General features: G+C 38.1%; 19 protein-coding genes. 8 read left to right on the top strand and 11 right to left on the bottom strand.

Going from position 1 to position 21,060, the window contains the following annotated elements:
• Window positions 1–154: 154 nt before the first annotated feature.
• The 5 genes from FNN08_RS11460 (at window position 155) to FNN08_RS11440 (ending at window position 4,270) form a co-directional block, all read left to right on the top strand.
• Window positions 155–1,348: a glycine C-acetyltransferase gene (locus FNN08_RS11460; RefSeq protein ID WP_143585875.1), complete on the top strand. Its 1,194-nt coding sequence runs from the start codon at window positions 155–157 to the stop codon at window positions 1,346–1,348.
• A gap of 13 nt (window positions 1,349–1,361) precedes the next feature.
• The gene (gene tdh / locus FNN08_RS11455; protein ID WP_143585873.1) at window positions 1,362–2,387 is read left to right on the top strand and encodes an L-threonine 3-dehydrogenase; all 1,026 of its coding nucleotides are present in this window, start codon (window positions 1,362–1,364) and stop codon (window positions 2,385–2,387) included.
• 107 nt (window positions 2,388–2,494) lie between these two features.
• Entirely contained in the window at window positions 2,495–2,830 is a 336-nt protein-coding gene (gene glpE, locus FNN08_RS11450) for a thiosulfate sulfurtransferase GlpE (protein ID WP_143585871.1), read from the top strand.
• A 1-nt stretch (window position 2,831) separates the two neighbouring features.
• On the top strand, window positions 2,832–3,710 hold the full coding sequence (gene glpG / locus FNN08_RS11445) for a rhomboid family intramembrane serine protease GlpG (protein WP_143585868.1): 879 nt from the start codon (window positions 2,832–2,834) through the stop codon (window positions 3,708–3,710).
• Window positions 3,707–4,270 (top strand): chorismate--pyruvate lyase family protein, encoded by a 564-nt coding sequence (locus FNN08_RS11440; RefSeq protein ID WP_143585865.1) that lies wholly within the window; start codon window positions 3,707–3,709, stop codon window positions 4,268–4,270. The genes glpG and FNN08_RS11440 overlap by 4 nt, the downstream gene beginning before the upstream one ends.
• Before the next feature lie 60 nt (window positions 4,271–4,330).
• On the opposite strand, the gene FNN08_RS11435 is transcribed toward FNN08_RS11440, so the two are convergent.
• Both FNN08_RS11435 and FNN08_RS11430 read right to left on the bottom strand, forming a co-directional pair.
• Entirely contained in the window at window positions 4,331–4,753 is a 423-nt protein-coding gene (locus FNN08_RS11435) for a DUF3718 domain-containing protein (protein ID WP_143585857.1), read from the bottom strand.
• Between the two features lie 160 nt (window positions 4,754–4,913).
• The gene (locus FNN08_RS11430) at window positions 4,914–6,263 is read right to left on the bottom strand and encodes an MATE family efflux transporter (protein WP_143585856.1); all 1,350 of its coding nucleotides are present in this window, start codon (window positions 6,261–6,263) and stop codon (window positions 4,914–4,916) included.
• 234 nt (window positions 6,264–6,497) lie between these two features.
• On the opposite strand from FNN08_RS11430, the gene ubiA reads away from it, so the two are divergent.
• Window positions 6,498–7,355, top strand: a complete 858-nt coding sequence (gene ubiA, locus FNN08_RS11425) for a 4-hydroxybenzoate octaprenyltransferase (RefSeq protein WP_260679331.1) — start codon at window positions 6,498–6,500, stop codon at window positions 7,353–7,355.
• A 66-nt stretch (window positions 7,356–7,421) separates the two neighbouring features.
• Entirely contained in the window at window positions 7,422–8,258 is an 837-nt protein-coding gene (locus tag FNN08_RS11420) for a 23S rRNA (adenine(2030)-N(6))-methyltransferase RlmJ (RefSeq protein ID WP_143585855.1), read from the top strand.
• Window positions 8,259–8,282: 24 nt separating this feature from the next.
• On the opposite strand, the gene recQ is transcribed toward FNN08_RS11420, so the two are convergent.
• Complete coding sequence (gene recQ, locus FNN08_RS11415; protein WP_143585854.1) at window positions 8,283–10,094, bottom strand: DNA helicase RecQ; 1,812 nt, start codon at window positions 10,092–10,094, stop codon at window positions 8,283–8,285.
• Between the two features lie 169 nt (window positions 10,095–10,263).
• On the opposite strand from recQ, the gene rarD reads away from it, so the two are divergent.
• Window positions 10,264–11,160, top strand: coding sequence for an EamA family transporter RarD (gene rarD / locus FNN08_RS11410; RefSeq protein WP_143585853.1), 897 nt, complete (start codon window positions 10,264–10,266; stop codon window positions 11,158–11,160).
• Window positions 11,161–11,178: 18 nt separating this feature from the next.
• Here rarD and FNN08_RS11405 read toward each other — a convergent pair whose 3' ends face one another.
• The 8 genes from FNN08_RS11405 to lysA all read right to left on the bottom strand — a co-directional run bounded on the left by FNN08_RS11405 (window position 11,179) and on the right by lysA (window position 21,053).
• On the bottom strand, window positions 11,179–12,213 hold the full coding sequence (locus FNN08_RS11405) for a M48 family metallopeptidase (RefSeq protein WP_143585852.1): 1,035 nt from the start codon (window positions 12,211–12,213) through the stop codon (window positions 11,179–11,181).
• The gene (locus FNN08_RS11400; protein WP_143585851.1) at window positions 12,213–13,301 is read right to left on the bottom strand and encodes a YjgN family protein; all 1,089 of its coding nucleotides are present in this window, start codon (window positions 13,299–13,301) and stop codon (window positions 12,213–12,215) included. The genes FNN08_RS11405 and FNN08_RS11400 overlap by 1 nt, the downstream gene beginning before the upstream one ends.
• Window positions 13,302–13,480: 179 nt before the next feature.
• Window positions 13,481–15,652, bottom strand: a complete 2,172-nt coding sequence (gene uvrD, locus FNN08_RS11395; RefSeq protein WP_143585850.1) for a DNA helicase II — start codon at window positions 15,650–15,652, stop codon at window positions 13,481–13,483.
• Window positions 15,653–15,850: 198 nt separating this feature from the next.
• Complete coding sequence (locus tag FNN08_RS11390; RefSeq protein WP_143585848.1) at window positions 15,851–17,365, bottom strand: S10 family peptidase; 1,515 nt, start codon at window positions 17,363–17,365, stop codon at window positions 15,851–15,853.
• A gap of 159 nt (window positions 17,366–17,524) precedes the next feature.
• Window positions 17,525–18,238: an HAD-IA family hydrolase gene (locus FNN08_RS11385; RefSeq protein ID WP_143585846.1), complete on the bottom strand. Its 714-nt coding sequence runs from the start codon at window positions 18,236–18,238 to the stop codon at window positions 17,525–17,527.
• A gap of 1 nt (window position 18,239) precedes the next feature.
• Window positions 18,240–18,938, bottom strand: coding sequence for a DUF484 family protein (locus FNN08_RS11380; RefSeq protein ID WP_143585844.1), 699 nt, complete (start codon window positions 18,936–18,938; stop codon window positions 18,240–18,242).
• Window positions 18,935–19,765: a diaminopimelate epimerase gene (gene dapF, locus FNN08_RS11375; protein WP_143585842.1), complete on the bottom strand. Its 831-nt coding sequence runs from the start codon at window positions 19,763–19,765 to the stop codon at window positions 18,935–18,937. The genes FNN08_RS11380 and dapF overlap by 4 nt, the downstream gene beginning before the upstream one ends.
• A gap of 40 nt (window positions 19,766–19,805) precedes the next feature.
• Window positions 19,806–21,053 carry a diaminopimelate decarboxylase gene (gene lysA / locus FNN08_RS11370; RefSeq protein ID WP_143585840.1) on the bottom strand — a complete coding sequence of 416 codons (1,248 nt, stop codon included), beginning with the start codon at window positions 21,051–21,053 and terminating at the stop codon, window positions 19,806–19,808.
• Window positions 21,054–21,060 lie beyond the last annotated feature (7 nt).

Raw genomic sequence — 21,060 nt, 5'->3', positions numbered from 1 at the left:
CACTATCATATTGACACACATATATGTCAAAAAGAAACCATTACAAATCATTTCGTACATTTGTAAACTTTTTATTCTTTAAATTTAAGTCTACTATTTTGTATACATATCCGCTGCAACAAAAAGCGGGATCTTACAATTTACTGAGGCTGTTATGTCATCTAATTTTATCGACCACTTACAACAACAAATCGACGAAGTAAAAGCTGAAGGCTTATATAAAGCTGAACGCATCATTACCACAGCGCAACAAGCTGATATCGCAGTAAACACTGGCGAAGAAGTAATAAACTTCTGTGCAAATAATTACTTAGGCTTAGCCAATCACCCGGCTCTTATTCAAGCGGCTAAAGACGGTTTAGATGACCACGGTTTTGGTATGGCATCGGTGCGTTTTATTTGTGGTACACAAGACATTCATAAAACTCTAGAAGACAAACTATCTAACTTCTTAGGCATGGAAGACACCATTCTTTATTCTTCATGTTTTGATGCCAACGCAGGTTTATTCGAAACAATTTTAGGTGCAGAAGACGCAATCATCTCAGATGCACTTAACCACGCATCAATTATCGACGGCGTACGTTTATGTAAAGCCAAGCGTTTCCGTTACGCTAATAACGATATGGCTGCACTTGAAGAGCAACTAATCGCAGCAACCGAAGCGGGCGCTCGTTTTAAACTAATCGCAACCGATGGCGTGTTTTCTATGGATGGCGTTATCGCGAACCTAAAAGGTGTGTGTGATTTAGCAGATAAATACGGCGCACTAGTAATGGTTGATGATTCACACGCGGTAGGTTTTGTTGGCGAAGATGGCCGTGGTTCACATGAATATTGTGAAGTAATGGGACGTGTTGACATTATTACCGGTACGTTAGGTAAAGCTATGGGCGGTGCTTCTGGTGGTTATACTTCGGGTAAAAAAGAAATCGTTGAATGGTTACGCCAACGCTCTCGCCCTTACTTATTTTCAAATTCATTAGCGCCAGCAATTGTTTCAGCATCAATAAGAGTAATTGACTTATTGGCAGAAGGCGGTGACTTACGCGCTAAACTTAAAGACAATGCCAATTATTTTAGAACTAACATGGAAGCTGCTGGCTTTACTTGTGGCGGTGCTGATCATGCAATCATCCCGGTGATGTTAGGCGATGCTAAAGTAGCGGCTGATATGGCAAACCGCTTATTAGCTGAAGGCATTTATGTAATTGGCTTCTCATTCCCTGTTGTACCGAAAGGCCAAGCACGTATTCGTACGCAAATATCAGCTGCTCACAGCAAAGAACAATTAGATATCGCCATTGCTGCCTTTACCCGTATCGGTAAAGACATGGGCATAGTGTAATTAGGATATGACAATGAAATCATTAGCAAAATTAAAGGCTGAGCCGGGCATTTGGATGACCGACTCGCCTAAGCCAGAAGTTGGACCGAACGATTTATTAATTAAAATAAAGAAAACAGCTATTTGTGGTACCGACATTCATATTTATAACTGGGACGAATGGTCGCAAAAAACTATTCCTGTACCTATGGTTGTAGGCCATGAGTACGCCGGTGTTGTTGTTGGCATGGGTAGTGAAGTAAAAGGTTTTGTACAAGGCGATAGAGTTTCTGGCGAAGGTCATATTACCTGTGGTCATTGTCGTAACTGTCGTGGCGGCCGTACGCATTTATGCCGTAACACAATAGGTGTTGGTGTTGACCGTACTGGTTCATTTGCAGAATATTTAGTAATACCTGCGTATAACGCATTTAAATTACCCGATGAAATTTCTGATGATTTAGCCGCTGTTTTTGACCCGTTTGGTAACGCTGTACACACCGCTTTATCTTTTGATTTAGTTGGTGAAGATGTATTAATTACCGGTGCTGGCCCTATCGGTATTATGGCAGCTGCGGTTGCTAAACACGTTGGTGCTCGCCACGTAGTTATTACCGATATTAATGAATACCGTTTAGAACTAGCTCGTAAAATGGGAGCAACTCGCGCTGTCAATGTATCTAAAGAAAACCTAAAAGATGTAATGAACGAGTTAGGTATGACTGAAGGCTTTGATGTGGGCATGGAAATGTCTGGCGTACCTATGGCATTCACTGACATGTTAGCTAACATGAACAACGGTGGTAAAATTGCCATGTTAGGTATTCCAGGAAAAGATATGGCGATTGATTGGAGCCAAGTTATCTTTAAAGGTTTAACCATTAAAGGTATCTACGGCCGTGAAATGTTTGAAACTTGGTACAAGATGGCCAGTCTTATTCAATCGGGCTTAGATTTATCACCAATTATTACTCATCATTTCCCTATTGATGATTTCCAACAAGGCTTTGATGCCATGTTATCTGGAGATTCAGGTAAGGTTATTCTTAGCTGGGATTAAAGTAAGCAAGCTTTTAAAAGCCTACTTGCAATTAGATTGCTCAGTAGGCTTTTTTGTATCTAGCGCTTTTGCTAGAATCATTAGCAATTCCTTTATGAGATTATTCCATGTCGTACACCGAAACCACTTTTAAGCATATCAATGTAGAACAAGTTCACCTTGGCCTGCCTGATAAAAAATACGTTATCTTAGATATTCGGGATGCAAACTCTTATGCTACTAGTCATATCCCAGGAGCAATACATCTTACTAACGATAACATCACTGATGTGCTTCGTGATTTAGACTTTGATGAACCAACCGTTGTTTGTTGTTATCACGGCATTTCATCTCAACAAGCCGCACAATTTTTAATAAGCCAAGATTTTAGTGATGTATACTCACTCGATGGTGGTTTTGAGCAATGGGGCTTATTACACCCAGATAATGTGGAATCAAGCTAGAATGAGTCTTTCGCCATCTGATTTAGTACCATTAGTTAATGTTCAGCAAAAAGTAATTGCATTAAACTTTAGTCATTACTTACAAAGCATTGGTATTAAATCTGACATTGAGACTGCACGAGATGACAACGGCACTATCGATGGTTGGGCAGTATTATGCCTTGAAGAAGAGTTAACTCGCTCGCGAGTGGAATTTGAGCAGTTCATTAACAACCCCCATCATCCTAAGTACCAACAAGTTGCTTGGGATCAAAGCCGAAGTGTTAAATTAAACACTAATGGTCAGTTTTACCAACAAGTAAAAACAAACTTTTTAAGCCAGGCAGGTCCATTTACTTTAGCTATTTTTGCTATTTGTTGGGCAGTATTTGCTGCAACATTTTTATACTTCTTCGATGCTAGTTTTAACTTATTAAAGTTTAATATTGATGGCGATTTAAACCAAACATTTGCCCAGCCTTGGCGCTTTCTTACGCCTGCGGTTTTTCATTTCTCTATTCTGCATATTGCCTTTAATACCATGTGGTGGTGGCAAATTGGTGGCCAAATTGAAAAAACTCTCGGCTTAAAGCACATCATTGCAATATTTTTAAGCTCCGCACTACTGTCCAATATTGCCCAGTTCTTTGTCTCTGGTCCTAACTTTGGCGGCTTATCTGGTGTGGTTTATGCCGTACTTGGTTTTGCATGGATATATGGGCACCTACAGCCTAACCGTGGTATTTATTTATCTAATCCGATCATAGGCTTTATGCTGTTTTGGTTAGTATTAGGTTTTACCGACTTTATGCCTATTAATGTAGCAAATACAGCTCATTTAATCGGTCTATTGGCGGGCATGGGTTACGCTGCTGTATTGGCTAAAGCACAAACAAAATGATCGAATTACAGAAACAATTTCCTATTGGTTTAAATGTAGATTGGGTAAGTGCCAAACAAGCACCTAATAGCCAACCATTAAATGATTGGCTATTAGATCCAAAATCTCTTACTGCTCGGCTAAAAAATCAATGTAATGAATTTAAGGTTAAGGTTATTGGTCAAAGAGTTGAGCCTTGTTCATCATCTGAAGCCAATAACAATATCAAAGAAGGTGAGTCGGTATTAATTCGAGAAGTTATTCTAATTTGCGATGATATTCCACAAGTATTTGCCCGCAGTTTACTGCCCCTAAACTCTCTCACTGGCGAGCAACAAGCTTTAGCTAATTTAGGAGAGCAACCATTAGGGCAAGTATTATTCAACAACCCTAAATTGCATAGAGAAGTATTAGAGGTTGCGCGAATAAAACCAAGCCAAAGAGTTTGTGAGTTAGCATCTACACTTAATTTATCAGTAGAGCATGATCTTTGGGGCAGACGCTCCATATTTACCATTGAGGGTAAACCTCTTATGGTTGCTGAAGTATTCTTGCCTAGTTCACCTGCATATATTAAGTAACTATTTATCGACTCGAAATTAAGTATTTCGAGTCGATACAATGCCTATACTTGTCTTAAATTATTTACTACTAACAATAATTAATGTCTCGCCACCTAATGCCGCACGTTGCTGTCTAGCTAAATCAATAATTTTAACCTCTTGCTCATTGATTCTATACTGCGAAGCACCTTTTCTATTTAAGTAATCAAAAGTATCAGAAGCACCATATTTAGCAGTAAAAGCCGTCATATTCATATTATTGCATGAGATTTTTAATGTGGCGTGTTTAACCTTACTCATTGATGAAACGCTATCCATCAAACCTATACTTCTAATTTTACGTTTGGTAGTAACTAGATCATTACTAACTGCTGCAACACATAATTCTGTCGCAAGACTGGAATCACCAGCTTCAAATTTATAGGTATGCTGACCTGCTGTAAAAGCAGGGAATGATAATAATGCGATTAATGAACTTGTAATAGTTATTGAACGTTTCATAAAAAATTCCTTCTTTAAAAGTTTGCACCTTAAAATGTAGTGAATTTTTTATGGAAATTAGTGATGAATGTATATTTAAAATATCTATTTTTTAACTTCATGATTTATATAAACATAATTACATATCATCATATTTTATAGATGTTTTTATACGGTATTATTAGGTTAGGTTCCTTAACCATTTCTTTTGTGCTACTCGCCATCCAAATAAGAAAAACTTACATGCTTCCTCTGAATAAGCTGTTAACACCACCCAAAACATAGGTAGTTCAAAGTAAAATGCCGCTAACATAGTTAAAGGTATACTAACCATCCACATTCCCAAGATATCAATATATAAACAGGCTTTAGTCTCTCCTCCAGCTCTAAGTATGCCCATCGCAAGTGTCATATTGGTAATTTTTATCCAAGCACATAAGGCAATGATTAAAAACACTTCTGAAGCCATCGTTAATGTGTCTGTTGGCATATCATTAAATGGCATAAAAATAATAGGCTCTAATAACAGTAATACGCCACCTAATCCAAGGGCAACCGTTGGAGCTAAGATGGCAAATGTTTTACCAATGTCCCAAGCTTCATCAAATTTATTAGCGCCTAAGCGATGGCCAACCATAATTGAACAGGCTGAAGCAAAACCAAAAAACAACGATGTAAAGACCCCTTCAATAGGTACAAGTAAACTTATTACTGCTAATTCTTGCGTACCAAGACGACCATAAATAAGCTGATAAACAAACGTGCCAACCGACCAAACGCCAAAGCTAAACATAAGTGGAATGACAAGTATGACTAACTTTTTCCAGGGCTGAAATTCAAGTAAGGATTTAACATCATGACGGGTTGGTTTTATTTTGTGCTTTATCGCTGTCAGCACGGCAAACAAGAGTATTAAGTGCATAATTCTTGAAACTAATGTCGCAATTGCCGCGCCGTCAACATTAAGTGCTGGCACACCTAAACCACCATTAATCAACCAATAATTTAAGATTATATTGAGCATAATAGCCATCATGCTCAAGAACATAGGTAATTTAACTTGGTTAATACTGCGTAATGCATTTTCGATAACCATAGTCGCGCCAACAAAAATAAGGCTAGGCATGGTTATCCACAAATAACTTTCGCCAATAGCGATAACATCGGCATCATTACTACCTAAAGAAATAACATCATCTGCAAAATAAAAACTGAGTAAAACAATTGGTAATAAGGCAAAAAAGCTTAAAATTGCCCCCATTAAAATAGAACGTCTTATTTTTTGAGTATTACCAGAGCCGTAATACTGAGCAGATAGGATCCCTACCCCCCAAGAGAGTCCAGTAACAATAACCAAAATGACAAATTGTACCCGATTACCTAAACCAACCGCCGCAACAGAGGCATTGCCTAAATGACTCACCATCATTACGTCGATCATACTTAATAATGTAATTAAGGTATTTTGTAATGAGATAGGCCAAGCCAGCTTAATGCTTGATTTTAAGGCTTTGGTATTGAGTAAAGGCATGAAGTGGCTTTATTCCTACTTTAGTAAAGGGTTATTGTGAATAAAATTACTGTAAAGATCTGTTTAATATTGAGTATTTACAAACATATTTCGCATATAATAGCTGAAAATGTATAATTCATGCATTTAAGGTTAGTCGCAATATCAATTACTTTCATGCTACTACCTACTATTTAAGCAATAAAAATAACATAACAATAAATAGTCTTGTTAAAGCATATTTTAGGATCACAGATGTTAACTTCGATGCCCTCTTGGCAGGCGATAAAATTAATTACCCGTTTTGATAAGCCAATCGGCTCTTACTTATTACTATGGCCAACGTTATGGGCGCTTTGGGTAGCTTATGAATATACCCCACCTTGGCATTTACTCCTTGTATTTTCGTTAGGAGTTATAGTGATGCGCAGCGCCGGTTGTGTAATCAACGATTTAGCCGACCGCAAAGTTGACGGCCATGTAAAACGGACTCAACAGCGCCCTTTAGTAAGTGGCTTAATGACATCCAAACAAGCTTTGGCAGTTTTTGCAGTGCTTATTTTTATTGCTCTTGCTTTAGTGCTTACACTTTCTTGGTATACCGTAGCTTTATCTGTTATCGCCGTACTTCTGGCAACCAGTTATCCTTTTATGAAACGCTACACTCACCTACCACAAGTTGTCTTAGGCGCTGCTTTTAGTTGGGGCATGATCATGGCTTTTGCTGAGATCAGGGGAGAAATACCTTTAGTTGCTTGGCTATTATTTTTCGCTAATTTAATTTGGACTGTAGCTTACGACACTATGTACGCCATGGTAGATAGGGATGATGACATTCTTATCGGAGTTAAATCGACTGCGGTGTTATTTGGTAAATTTGATAAAATCATCATTGCCTTTTTGCAGCTGATTACCCTAATGCTACTAATCAAAGTAGGACAATTACAGCAATTTAATTTGTTTTATTATTTTGCTTTATCAATAGTTGCCACAACCTTTTGTTATCAGCAGCTCTTAATAGCAAAGAGACAGCGTGATAAATGTTTCCAAGCATTTTTAAATAATCATTACGGGTTATTTATTGTCTTAATCGCTATAATATTGCAGTACTAAACCAACAGACTTTAATAGCCATTTAAGTTAATTAAATTTCTATAACTTAACCCATTAGGAAAATTTATGCTCAGCTACCGCCACTCATTCCATGCCGGTAATTTTGCCGATGTACTTAAACATATTGTACAGGTTGAAATTCTCGATTATATGGGACAAAAAGATAAAGTATTTGATTACATTGATACTCACTCTGGAGCTGGCTTATTTAATTTAAACTCTGAGCATTCTCAAAAAGTTGGTGAGTATTTAAATGGTATAGCGAAACTATCCGCTGATAAATTTCCTGAGCTAAGAGAATACTTTCGAGCTATCGAAGTACATAACGAGGCAAATAAACTAGACTTTTATCCCGGCTCACCAGTTATTGCTCAGCACTTTTTACGTGATGAAGACAAAGCCTGGTTATTTGAATTACACCCAACCGATTTTGAATTGCTCAATGAAAATATTCGTCAATCGCGTCGCGTAAAAGTAAAACAAGAAGATGGCTTTGCTGGTTTACTCTCGATTGTGCCACCAATTTCACGCCGAGCATTTGTGTTAATTGATCCTCCTTATGAAATCAAAACCGATTACGATAAGGTATTTAGAACAGTTGCTAAAGCCCACAAAAAGTTTCCAACCGGGACTTACGCTATTTGGTATCCAGTAGTTGATAGAGTGCGCATTGATAAACTTGAAAATAGCTTTATTAAAAGTGGCATTAAAGATATCCAACGCTTTGAATTAGGTTTATCTGCTGATACAGATGAACGCGGTATGACATCATCAGGCATGATAGTAATTAATCCACCGTGGACCTTAAAGAAAAAAATGCAGGATTTATTGCCTAAGCTGGTTAATGCCGTAGATGATGGTAACGGTGCATTTTTTAAGTGTGATGTGTTAGTTGCAGAATAAACTCTCCAACTCATACCTATTTTATTAAAGGTGCTCTTTGATCAAATCCATAAATGGCTTGCCATAACGAGCAAGTTTAGTATCTCCAACGCCTGATATATTTAAAAATTCCGTAGAGTTCTGCGGCTTTCTGCGCGCCATTTCAATTAAGGTCGCATCATTAAATACAATAAATGGTGCAATGTCTTCAACATCAGCAATGGTTTTACGTAACACTCTAAGCTGTTTAAATAGCGGTTTATCGTAACTTGATGCCACAGTGTTTTGCTGCCAATAGCCTTTGCTTTGTAAACGAGGGCGAGCCATCAATAAAGGCTCTTCACCTTTTAAAGCTGCTTTCGATGCATTAGTTAAGCATAAAGCCGATTGCTGTTCGATATCTTGCTGTAAAAACCCAAGGTGGATTAACTGCCTTATTACCGAAAACCAATAGCCACGGTTTTGGTCTTTACCAATACCATAAGTACTTACTTTATCGTGCTCTTGCTGTTTAATTTTATCCGTTTCTCGGCCACATAAAACATCAATTACATGGTGAATATCACCGCTTTGTTTTATTCGAAAAACACACGACAGAACCTTTTGCGCATCAACTGTTGCATCGTACCTACTTGGCGGGTCAAGGCAGATATCACAGTTACCGCACCCGCTTTGTGTATATTCAGCAAAATAATTTAATAATACCTGCCTGCGACATGTTTGCGCTTCAGCAAAGCCAGACATAGCGGCAAATCGTTGTAGCTCAACATTAACTCGTTGTTCATTATCGTTATCACTAATGCGTTTTTTTATGCGCTCTATGTCTTGGCTATCGTATAAAAATAGCGCCTCGGCTTTTAAGCCATCTCGACCAGCACGGCCAGTTTCTTGGTAATACGACTCTAACGTTCTGGGCATATCGTAATGCACCACAAAACGTACATTAGGCTTATTAATACCTAAACCAAAAGCAACGGTAGCAACAACAATTCGAATATTATCTTTAGTAAAACCATTTTGTACTATATTGCGTATTTCGGTTTCCATGCCCGCATGGTAAGCGGCACAGTTAAACCCTTTTGATGCAAGAAAACCACTTAACTTATCTACTTGCCAGCGGCTATTACAATAAATAATGCCACTTTCATCACCAAACTGTTTTAGATATTCGAGTAATTGCGACTCACCATTGTATTTATCCGTTAAGGTATAACGGATATTAGGACGATCGAAGCTATCTAACAAAACATAAGGATTGTTTAACTTCAACTGCTGCAATATATCTTTACGCGTAGTTACATCCGCGGTTGCTGTTAAGGCAATCATTGGCGTATAAGGGAAGTACTCTTTCAAACGACCAAGCTGAGTATAAGAAGGCCTAAAGTCATGACCCCAAGATGAAATACAATGGGCTTCATCTATAGCAAAAAAACTTATATGTAATTGTGACAAGCTTTCTAAAAAATAATGGCTGAGCAAACGCTCTGGAGCAACGTATAAAATGGTTACTTCACCGCGAGCAATACGCTGCATTGTTTGGTTTATGGTTTGTCCATCTAAACTAGAATTAATATAAGCTGCGCTTATACCTTGCCTAATTAAGCCATCAACCTGATCTTTCATTAATGCGATCAAAGGCGATACCACAATGGTTAAGCCACCCATCAATGTAGCGGGTAATTGATAACATAGTGACTTACCACCACCGGTAGGCATTAATACTAAACAATCACGACCTTGCATTAAGTTTTCAATAACTTGTTGCTGACCACTGCGAAAGCTCTGATACCCAAAATGATGGTTTAACGAGTGCAGTAAATCTGGAGGGCTATTTGGACTGTCAGTTAATTGGCTCAAAGCGATATAATCATGGAGAAAGTTGCGCCTATTTTAACGGCTAAGCTAGATAATCGATAGCCTAAATATTAAATAATCCGTGAGATTATTTATGTTTTACGAAATATCAACACCATGTGCTACACTCCTCGCACTTAATCTAGGCCGTAACATTAATTTTCAGGACAATATGAATTCTCAATCTGAAACCAAAAAAGGCGCAATAAATGCAGTCTGTGCATATTTTCTCTGGGGCATTGCACCTATCTATTTTAAGTTACTTGCCGATGTATCAGCGCCCGAAATACTTATTCATCGTATTGTATGGTCTTTTGCTCTTTTGTTCGTCGTGGTTATTGCCATGGGTAACTGGCGTAAAGTTCAGCAAATTATTAATCACCCCAAAACCTTACTTTGGCTATTGGCTACTTCCATTATTTTAGCGGCAAACTGGTTAATTTTTATTTGGGCTGTTAACAACAATCACATATTAGAAGCAAGTTTAGGCTATTTTATTAACCCACTATTTAATGTCGTTTTAGGAATGATATTTTTTGCTGAGCGCTTGCGAAAATGGCAAGTAATTGCCGTACTGTTAGCTTTAGTTGGCGTGCTAATCCAAGTTATTAGCTTAGGAACTATTCCTTATATAGGGCTTTCTTTAGCTGCTACTTTCGGTATTTATGGACTGATGCGTAAAAAGGTACCCGTTGAATCTGTTCCAGGTTTATTAATAGAGTCAGCTTGGATGTTACCTATTGGTTTAGCGTATTGGTATTTCTTTTTAGATAGCACTACCAGCAATATGCTTAGCAACCAAACATCATTGAATTTAACATTAATTGCCGCCGGATTAGTTACCACAGCACCGTTATTGTTTTTCACTGGCGCGGCAAAACGATTAGCTTTATCCACACTAGGCTTTTTTCAATACATAGGCCCAAGCATCATGTTCATCGTGGCAATCTTGCTATACGGTGAAACTTTAGCGTTTGAGAAAATGCTTACTTTTGCATGTATTTGGACGGCATTAATTGTATTTAGTTTAGATTCTTTTAGGCAATTCAAAAACAAAAAAGGCTCCTAAAGAAGCCTTATCGCTTTGCTAATGAGCTGATGACTCAGCTTTTTCAATACGTGATTTTGTACTTGGGTGAGTACTGAAATACTTTAATAAACTATCATATTTGTCATCTTTAGTTTGCTCTGAAAGTAAGGTCATTGCTTTGGCAAATGCTAAAGGTGACTTGTTTAGTTGTTTGAGTTTTTTAAAGGCATAAGCATCGGCATTGGCCTCAAGATCTCTCGAGTAGTTATTTTGTAAAAGTGTGACGGACATACCAGAAAACACTTCCACTAAACCATCTAAATCGCCAAAGAAATAGGTCATTAAAAGTGTTGTTCCTAATGACTCAGCCATCACTCGCATACTATGGTTTAACTCAACATGTGCTATTTCATGTAATAAAATAGCTTCTAAAGCATCAGGTTTACTCACTAATAAATTCACTAATTCATCAGTAACAACAATAGTGCCACCTGGTAAAGCAAATGCATTAGCTTTTAGAGCATCACTTTTTCTAAATAACAAAGTAAATTGCTGCTTATCTAGATAAATATCCTCTAGTAAATCTTGCCATAGTACTTGGATTTGTTGTTGCGTAGTCTCACCAATTTCAGTTTCATCAAGCATGGCTTTGTCATATACCACTAGTACTTGCTCATCGATATCAGCTTTAATCGTATACGGTATTTGTTTAGCAAAACTCATTGCTAAACTTGGAATAACATATTGCACCAAACCATAAAAACTTATCGGTACAAGTATTAATGCAATTAACCAGAACAGTTTATTTTGCTCTAAAAAATTTAAGTAAAGTGGTGCTTTAGTTTGACTTTTACGAACATCATCCATCACTTCACTACCGACCGGAAACACAAGTAGCTCACCTTGAGGAAGTTTTATTTCCCCTGGCAAGTTACCTAACGCTGAGTCGACCTGACATAAACTAATATCCTCAGTTAAGATTTGTTCGCCATCATTGGCACAAAAAACGCTAAGCATTCCTTGCTCAAAAGTGGCTTTTACTTGACGAGTTTTTGAATGACCCGCCAAGTATAATGTTGCAAATTTAGCCATTAACCTAGCGCAACATCAATATCGAAAACATCGGCAACTTCTTCAGATAGTGCAGATTGTTTCTCGCCAGCAACATCAACTATTTCTTCTTTATTTTCAGCTAGGTTTACACCTGTTCGAGCTACGGCATATTCTGCTAAGCGTATCTTAACCCAAGGATAAGCAAGCCCAAGAGTACATAATAACGCTAACATATTGGTCACTTGTAAAAAGGCTAAACTAGTGAAACTAAATTCAGATTTAAAAGTAGCTAAATCTTCAAGATTTGTTTCAGCAAAAATATGGTTACGGATATGTGCTTGGTAAAAAGCTTGGATTAAGCTAAAACCAATCAAATATAGAGCAAACATAACTAAGGTCATCATACTGAAGCCGGCGCCAGGATCTGCTTGAGCTTGTACTGCAGCAGAACCAACTACGGCAAATATAATTGCCATAAGAGCAAAAATCATCACCAAAGCAATTAAACAGACCTTGTAATAAATTCCCGCCGATAAATTAGATTGAAATTGACGATCGCCATAATAAGTATTATCAACAATGAACTTGTCCATACGTTTTAATGCATATGGCATTAATAAATATAAAGTAAATGCACTGGCTATTGGTAACAGAATAAAGTTAATAAATGCGTCACCATAAGTACCAGTAAAGTTAAAACGAACATTGCGGTAACTGGTCATACGCATTTTAAAGCGTAAACTTGCACAAATGAGCCAAGGAGATGCAAATAACAAGACTGCCATTACACCTAAGCCCGCAAGTGGTGAAATCATATTGATGATGAAATAACCACCAAATAAAATCACCGCGATAATTCTTCCTTTCAATATTTGTAATGGTGTAGCTAAGTAAGAAAAGCTATGTTGGTCAAGCTCGGTATTACCGTAAAAATAGCGATTAGTTCTAACCTTTGCCCAGGCTGAATAAATGCCTAAAGTTACAATACTAAGTAAGATATTAACGATCCAAATACCAAAAAACTCCCCTGTTTTACCATGAAATTTTAAATCGACCGGGTGAGTATTTATTGGCGCGTTTTCTTGAGCTAGATTTAGCTCTGAAGTTTGTTCTTGTGTATTTTCCATTTTGTGTCCCTACTTGGTTATTTTAGTCCTAAAAGAACAATACCTACAAAGTCGAAGCTATTGCGCTTTTTATGCTCACCAATAATGTTAATATTTAGTTAATAAATCAAGTGTTTATTCACATATTGTTGAACAAAAAAAAGAGGCCTATCTATCGGCCTCTTTTGATAAAATAAATCTTAAATTGCCTCTAACCGCGCATAGGCAACAACTAACCACTTACTACCAGCACTTTCAAAGTTAACTTGCACCCGGCTTTGCGCCCCTGTACCTTCAAAATTTAATACGGTGCCATCACCAAATTTTGTATGTCGTACTCTTTGGCCAAGTTTGAAACCGGTATTTTCAAAAGTTTCCATGGTAATAGTATTGCTAAAGCGGCCAGTAGTTTTTGGCTTCACGGCTTGGTTTTTCATGCGTACTTCATCAACGAATTTGTCAGGTATTTCTTTTAAGAAACGACTTTGTCGATGGTATTTTTCTTGGCCATAAAGGCGGCGAGATTCTGCATGAGTTAAATACAGTTTTTGCATTGCTCGGGTCATGCCCACGTAGCATAATCTACGTTCTTCTTCTAAGCGCACAATATCTTCAGCCGATTGTTGTGACGGAAACATGCCCTCTTCCATACCAACAATAAACACTAATGGAAATTCTAAACCTTTTGCCGAGTGCAGCGTCATTAATTGCACTGCCGCTTCGTATTCATCGGCTTGTGACTCACCAGCTTCTAATGATGCGTGTGTTAAAAAGGCAGTTAACGGCGTTAACTCATCAGCAACTTCAGGGTCAACTTCATAAGTAGAACAAGCATTAACAAGCTCGTTTAAGTTTTCAATTCGAGCTGCAGCACGTTCACCTTTCTCAGCTTGATACATGGCTTTTAAGCCACTATGTTGGATCACATGATTTGCTTGCTCATCTAAGTTTAAATTAGCTGTGTCATCTTCAAGCTGAACAATTAAGTCGACAAATGCCTTGATAGTTTTAGCGCTTCTGCCAGTTAACTCATTATTATTGATAAGATGGATACAAGCATCCCACATAGTAGAGCCTTGGCTACGTGCGCAATCTCGCACATTAGCTAAACTTTGGTTGCCAATTCCGCGCGCTGGCGTATTAATAATACGCTCAAATGCAGCATCATCATTACGGTTATTTATAATTCTTAAATAACCCAAGGCATCTTTAATTTCTTGGCGTTCGAAGAAACGTAAGCCACCATAAATACGATAAGGTAAGTTTGCTTGTAATAAGGCTTCTTCAAGTAAACGCGATTGTGCATTGCTGCGATATAACAAGGCTACATCATCTAAACTATTGCCATCATCTAACCATTGCTTAATGCGACCCGAAATAAAGCGCGCCTCATCGATTTCATTAAAGGCAGTATAAAGAGAGATTTTTTCTCCATCTTTATCATCGGTCCATAAATCTTTACCTAAACGATTACTGTTATTATCAATTAACGCATTGGCAGAATTAAGTATGTTACCGGTTGAGCGATAGTTTTGTTCGAGTCTGATAGTCTCGGCATCAAAATCCTTAACGAAACGTTGGATATTTTCAATCTTAGCGCCGCGCCAGCCGTAGATAGATTGATCGTCATCACCAACAATCATCACATTGCCATGTTTTTTGCCAAGAATACTCAACCACGCATATTGAATAGCGTTAGTATCTTGGAATTCGTCCACTAGAATACGGCTGAATCTACGTTGATAGTGCTCAAGTAGTACAGGATTATTTAACCAAAGTTCATGAGCGCGAAGTAATAACTCGGCAAAATCAACTAAACCGGCACGGTCACAAGCATCTTGGTAAGTTTGATAAATTTTAACAAAGGTTTGTTCGGTTTGGTCAAACTGAGTATCAATATGCTGCGGGCGTAAGCCTTCATCTTTCTTACCATTGATGTAGTACATTGCCTGTTTTGCTGGCCATTTTTTCTCATCAAGTTGCAGTGTTTTAACAATGCGTTTTAAAAGGCGTAATTGATCGTCAGAGTCTAACACCTGAAATTCTTGTGGTAAGTTCGCTTCTTGAAAGTGCATACGCAATAATCGATGCGCTAACCCATGGAAGGTACCAATCCACATACCATGAGTATTGCCGCCAATAGCCTCTTCAACCCTACCACGCATTTCTTTTGCGGCTTTATTGGTAAACGTTACCGCTAAGATACTATGCGGAGATATTTGCTCTACTTGTGCAAGCCAAGCAATACGATGCACTAACACTCGAGTTTTACCACTACCGGCACCAGCAAGAACTAACATGTTCTGCGCCGGAGCTGCTACAGCTTCTCGTTGTTTATCGTTTAAAGAGTCGAGTAATTCAGATACATCCATAGTAATTTCTTATAGTTGGCAGGTGAACTTGGTATTAATTTTTGTAGAGTATAACAAGTTACCACAACACTGTATGTAACAACAGTTAAAAATAAATCAAGGTGTCAGAGTAGTTGAAACAAGTTTCAAATCAAGAGGGTCAGATCAACTTGATTTCAAGCTGTTCTGACTCCCTTGATTTTGTTTATTTGCTAATAATTAATATTTAGCCGGTTGATCTTTCGCAGGTAAACTAGCTTTAATAAACTGACGTAAATCTTCGTTAGATAGTTTTAAATCTTCTTTACGTAAATACATCATATGACCACTTCGGTAACCTTTAAAACTTAAGCGCTCTTTCATTTTAGAACTTGGGTCAAGTTGCCACATTGTATACTTAGCATCAAAATAATTAGTTGCACCATCAAAGTAGCCTGCTTGTATCATCACATTCAGGTAAGGGTTTTCGTTCATGGCTTTACCAAGGTTGTAACCTGTTCTATCATTAGTGCGGTCCCAAGGATGAACATTACCAAACATGTTGTATTTAATATCCGTTTTATAATTTAACTCTTGGCTCATGTAGTAATTGATTGCCGGAGTAAATGAGTGCAACCATGAAGATAACTCTGCAGAGAAATCTGGTCGACTGCCAACATCTTTCTTATCTATGCCTAAGTAACGAGAATCTAAGCGACCAATTGTTTGACCACGTTCACGTAATAACTCTTTCCAAAAATAGCTAGTTTCAACATCAAGGTTCGACTTTAATACTTGTTCAACCGCTAAGCCTGAATATTTAGCTACTTGCTCGGCAATTTTTTGTTTTTTCTCAGGTGCAATAAAGCCGCCCATAGCAAGCGCTGGCAGGTATTCATTAATGGTGAACTGCTCTATTTCTGGTAATATTTCTGCTAAGTCTTTTGACTGTAGTTCTGGGCCTAACGCTTTATGGTACCAAGCCGCTGCGGCAAAGTAAGGTAAGCGGTTGGCCGCTTTTACCGGACCTTTGCGTTCAATACCAATATCTGTTGGTGATACTAGCACTACGCCATTTAAGTACATCCATTGGCGATCTTGAAGCTCTAAAGCTAAGCCAGAAACTCGTGTTGTTCCGTAGCTTTCTCCAATTAAAAACTTAGGTGAACGCCAGCGATTATTACGGGTAACAAACGTATTAATCCACTCTGCTAAATACTTAACATCTGCGTTAACGCCAAAGAACATTTTCTTTTGCTCTTCTTTGCTTGGCATTTTGCCTTCTTTGTTTGGCAGTACGCGTGAATAACCTGTATTTACCGGATTAACAAAAACAATATCGGCCACATCTAATACCGAGTAATCATTGCTCTTTACACCATAAGGCTGCAGTGGAAAACCTTCAGAATCAACATTTAAAACTCGCGGGCCAGTATAGGCAACATGCATCCAAACAGAAGCAGAGCCTGGGCCGCCATTAAATGAAATTAGCAACGGGCGTGATGCTCTATCTTTGACATCATCACGGGTGTAGTAAGTGTAGTGTAACGCGGCAACGGCCTCGTCTTTGCTATTCCAAACCGGTTGCGTACCTGCAGTTGCAGTGTATGAAAACTTTGTGCCGTTTACCTTAGTTTTATGCTTAGTCACAACGGTGTGATCTATTTCTAAGTTACGGCTATGATCTTCTGCTATGGCATGAGTTGATGCAGAAACAAAGCAAAATAGTAGTGCTTTTATAAGTAGTTTTTTCATGGTTTTCCCAAATTTTTATTGGATTTATTTTAGTCAATTCTATTAGAGATACATTTAAACACAAACTATTTTCGATAGAATTGTATTTAAGTAAGTTAGGTGGATAAAAATGGTTAGCTGCAACTTAACCTTTTCAAGTTGATCTGACCCTCTTGATTTTTAGAGGAATATTGCCAATTGTTCGACGCAGTCGAATTCAGCTGTAGGTAATACTTTTAAAGGTTTTTTCTTAATACCAAATTCGTCGTTATTTACCCAAATGGTTTGGCAACCTGCAGATTGTGCGCCATAGATATCGGCATGAGTACAATCACCAATATGGAGTAATTCACTAGGCTTTATCTTTAATTGCTGACATGCTTGGATAAACATATCATTTTCAGGCTTTTGTAAGTTACCGGCACCAGCAAAAAAGCTGTATTGAAAATATTGGCCAATGCCTATTTCATCAATACCGACATTACCATTAGAGATAGCTACTAGAGGATATTTTTGCTTTAACTTACCCAGCAGTGATGTTACCGACTCAGGTACAGTTAAATTGTTTCGATGTGATAGAAAAAACTTGAAGGCTTGCTCTGCTTTTTCTTTTGCAACAGTTGCAGAATAACCTAACTGCTCAATACCCGCTTGCATACAGGCTAAACGCAGCGCAGTAACATCATGACAAAGTTCAGGTTGATTAGACAAACACACATTGCGATGCTGCCACCAAAAGTCAGGGCCAAGTTTGGCACATTCAGGCGCAGTGCTTATTAAGAAGTCTTGTAACTCTTGTTCTGCTTTGCTGATAACCGGGAAGTTATCATAAAGGGTGTCATCTAAGTCAAAACTTATCGCTTTAAATGATGACATCCTTCGATAAAATTGCACGTTATAAACCTATCTTTAATAACTGTTGTATTAATAGTTTAGCAATTAATGTGCGAAATTGGTTAAGTAATAAGGTATCCATTGAAGGTGTAAAGTGTTCAGCATCATTTGAGCTAATCGCAATAAAGCCTAAACATTGTTCACCTTCACTCAATTGAATTAGCACTACAGAGCCAACTTCTTGGTCAGCAAATATCGCTTGCTTTTCTGCTTGCTGAATTCGACCAAAATAGTAATCATTTTTTTCAAAACGTTTACTAATAATGTCGCTACAGTCACCTTTTACAATTGACTCATGACCAATTTCAAAATCTTTATTAGTTAAGTACAGTTTAAATGAAGCTAGGTTTAGCAACTGAGTTGTAGTGTCGCTTAAACAAGTTAAAAAGTGCGACAAGTCCGGACTTTCTATCAGGCTCAAATACAAATCGTTATAAACAGTAAATAGTTGTTCGTTATAGCTAGCAACAGAAAGTAACTGAGTAATTTCTTCTTCTAATAATTGAATTTTTTGGCGTTGCATTTGCTGCTGACGCTCAACCAATGAAACCACACCACGATTAGCATCGGCTAAACGTAAAGAAGTTAATAATTGTGGATTTTTGTTGAAGAAATTAGGGTTATCTTGCAAGTAAGTAATTACTAGCTCGTCGTTTAACAAGCTCATTTCATCTACTTCAACGTTCTCTTTATCGATCATAAGTGTAATTGTCCATCAAAAACATGTTCTGCAGGGCCAGTCATTTTCACTGGGTTTCCTGGTCCTTTCCAATAAATTTTTAATTTACCACCGGGTAATTCAACGGTGACGTTATTGGCTAATTTCTTTTGCATAATACCTACCGCTACAGCGCCACAAGCGCCACTGCCACAAGCAAGAGTTTCAGATGCTCCGCGTTCATAAACACGCAATTTGACGTATTTAGGTGAAACCACTTCCATAAAGCTAACATTAGCGCCTTCAGGAAAGCGTTCATGTGTTGCGAGTAATTTGCCCAGTGAAGCTACAGGTGCTTCAACCGCTGAATCAACAGTTAAAACACAGTGCGGATTACCCATAGATACTGTGCCACAAAGCACGGTTTGCTCTTCAGTTCGTAGAATATAAGTACCTTCTTGTTTTTGTGCAGTAAATGGTATTTTACTTGGCTCAAATTGCGGCACAGGCATAGTAACGGTAATTTGTTCATCACGCTCTATATGCAGAGTCATTTTCCCTGCACCAGTAGACACTTTAATTTTGTTTTTATTAGTTAAGCCTTTCATCTTAACGAAACGAGCAAAACAACGAGCGCCATTACCACATTGCATTACTTCACTACCGTCAGCATTGTAAATTCGATAATGGAAATCTAAATCTGGATCATAAGGCGGTTCAACAACTAACAGTTGATCAAAACCTACACCAAAATTACGGTCCGCTAGCTTACGGATCTGCTCATTCGATAAGAATATATTTTGGGTAACATTATCTAATACTAAAAAGTCATTACCCAGACCGTGCATTTTAGAAAAGTTCATTAACATAGCTGTACTTCTAATTTATTGGCTTATTGATAGTTACGTATTAAGGTAAAACCGCTTCACCTTGCCATAATGACTCGATGCTTTCACGTTGACGAATTAAATGCGCCTGCTCACCGTCAACCATTACTTCAGCTACTCGTGGTCGTGAATTATAGTTTGAACTCATTGTAAAACCGTATGCACCGGCACTGCGCACCGCGAGTAAATCGCCTGCAGCAATTGCTAACTCACGATTTTTACCTAAAAAGTCACCGGTTTCACATACTGGGCCTACAACATCATAGTTGCGCGCAGGTGCATCATTATTGATCTCTACTGGCACAATGTTTTGCCATGCCTGGTATAATGCAGGGCGAATAAGGTCATTCATTGCCGCATCAACAATAGCAAAATGCTTATCTTCATTAGCTTTTAAAAACTCAACTTCGGTAACTAAAATACCAGCATTTGCCATGATCGCACGGCCCGGCTCGTAGATTAATTCCAAATCGTAGCCTTGCATTTTATCGGCAATTGCTTTCGCATATTCACTTGGATGCGGAGGCTCTTCACCTTGATATGGCACACCTAAACCACCACCAACATCTAAATGACTCAGCACAATACCTTCTGCTTTTAGGCTATCGACTAAAAGTAGTACACGGTCAAGTGCATCTAAAAATGGCTTAACTTCGGTAAGTTGTGAGCCAATATGACAATCAACCCCTTTAACCGTTAAATTAGACATAGCTGCTGCTTTTTTATAAATAGCAACGGCCTCATCAATTGGAATACCAAACTTATTATCTTTTAAGCCAGTTGAAATATATGGGTGCGTACCTGCATCAACATCAGGGTTTACTCGCATCGAAATTGGCGCTTGTTTACCAAGGTGTGCAGCAACGTCATTAATACGAGTTAATTCAGCTTCAGATTCCACATTAAAACATTTAATTTCATGTGCTAATGCATATTCAATTTCATCTGCAGTTTTACCCACACCTGAAAACACCACTTTTTTAGGGTCACCACCGGCTTTAATTACTCGTGCAAGCTCACCTTTTGAAACAATGTCAAAGCCTGAACCAAGGCGTGCCATTACATTTAAAATGGCAATATTTGAGCTCGCTTTTACCGCATAACAAATCAAATGTTTTCGATCTTTAGCCGCATCATTAAATGCATGCCAATGGCGCTCAATTGTCGCTCGAGAATAAACATATAATGGCGTACCATAGGTTTGCGCCAATTGGGTTACCGAGCACTGCTCAGCAAATAATGATTCATTGTTACGGTTGAAAAAATCCACTGCGGGT

The sequence above is a fragment of the Thalassomonas sp. M1454 genome (assembly GCF_007097525.1).
Taxonomy (GTDB): Bacteria; Pseudomonadota; Gammaproteobacteria; order Enterobacterales; family Alteromonadaceae; genus Thalassotalea_A.
Note: the sequence above shows the minus strand (reverse complement) of the source record. Positions and strands in the feature narration are given on the sequence as shown.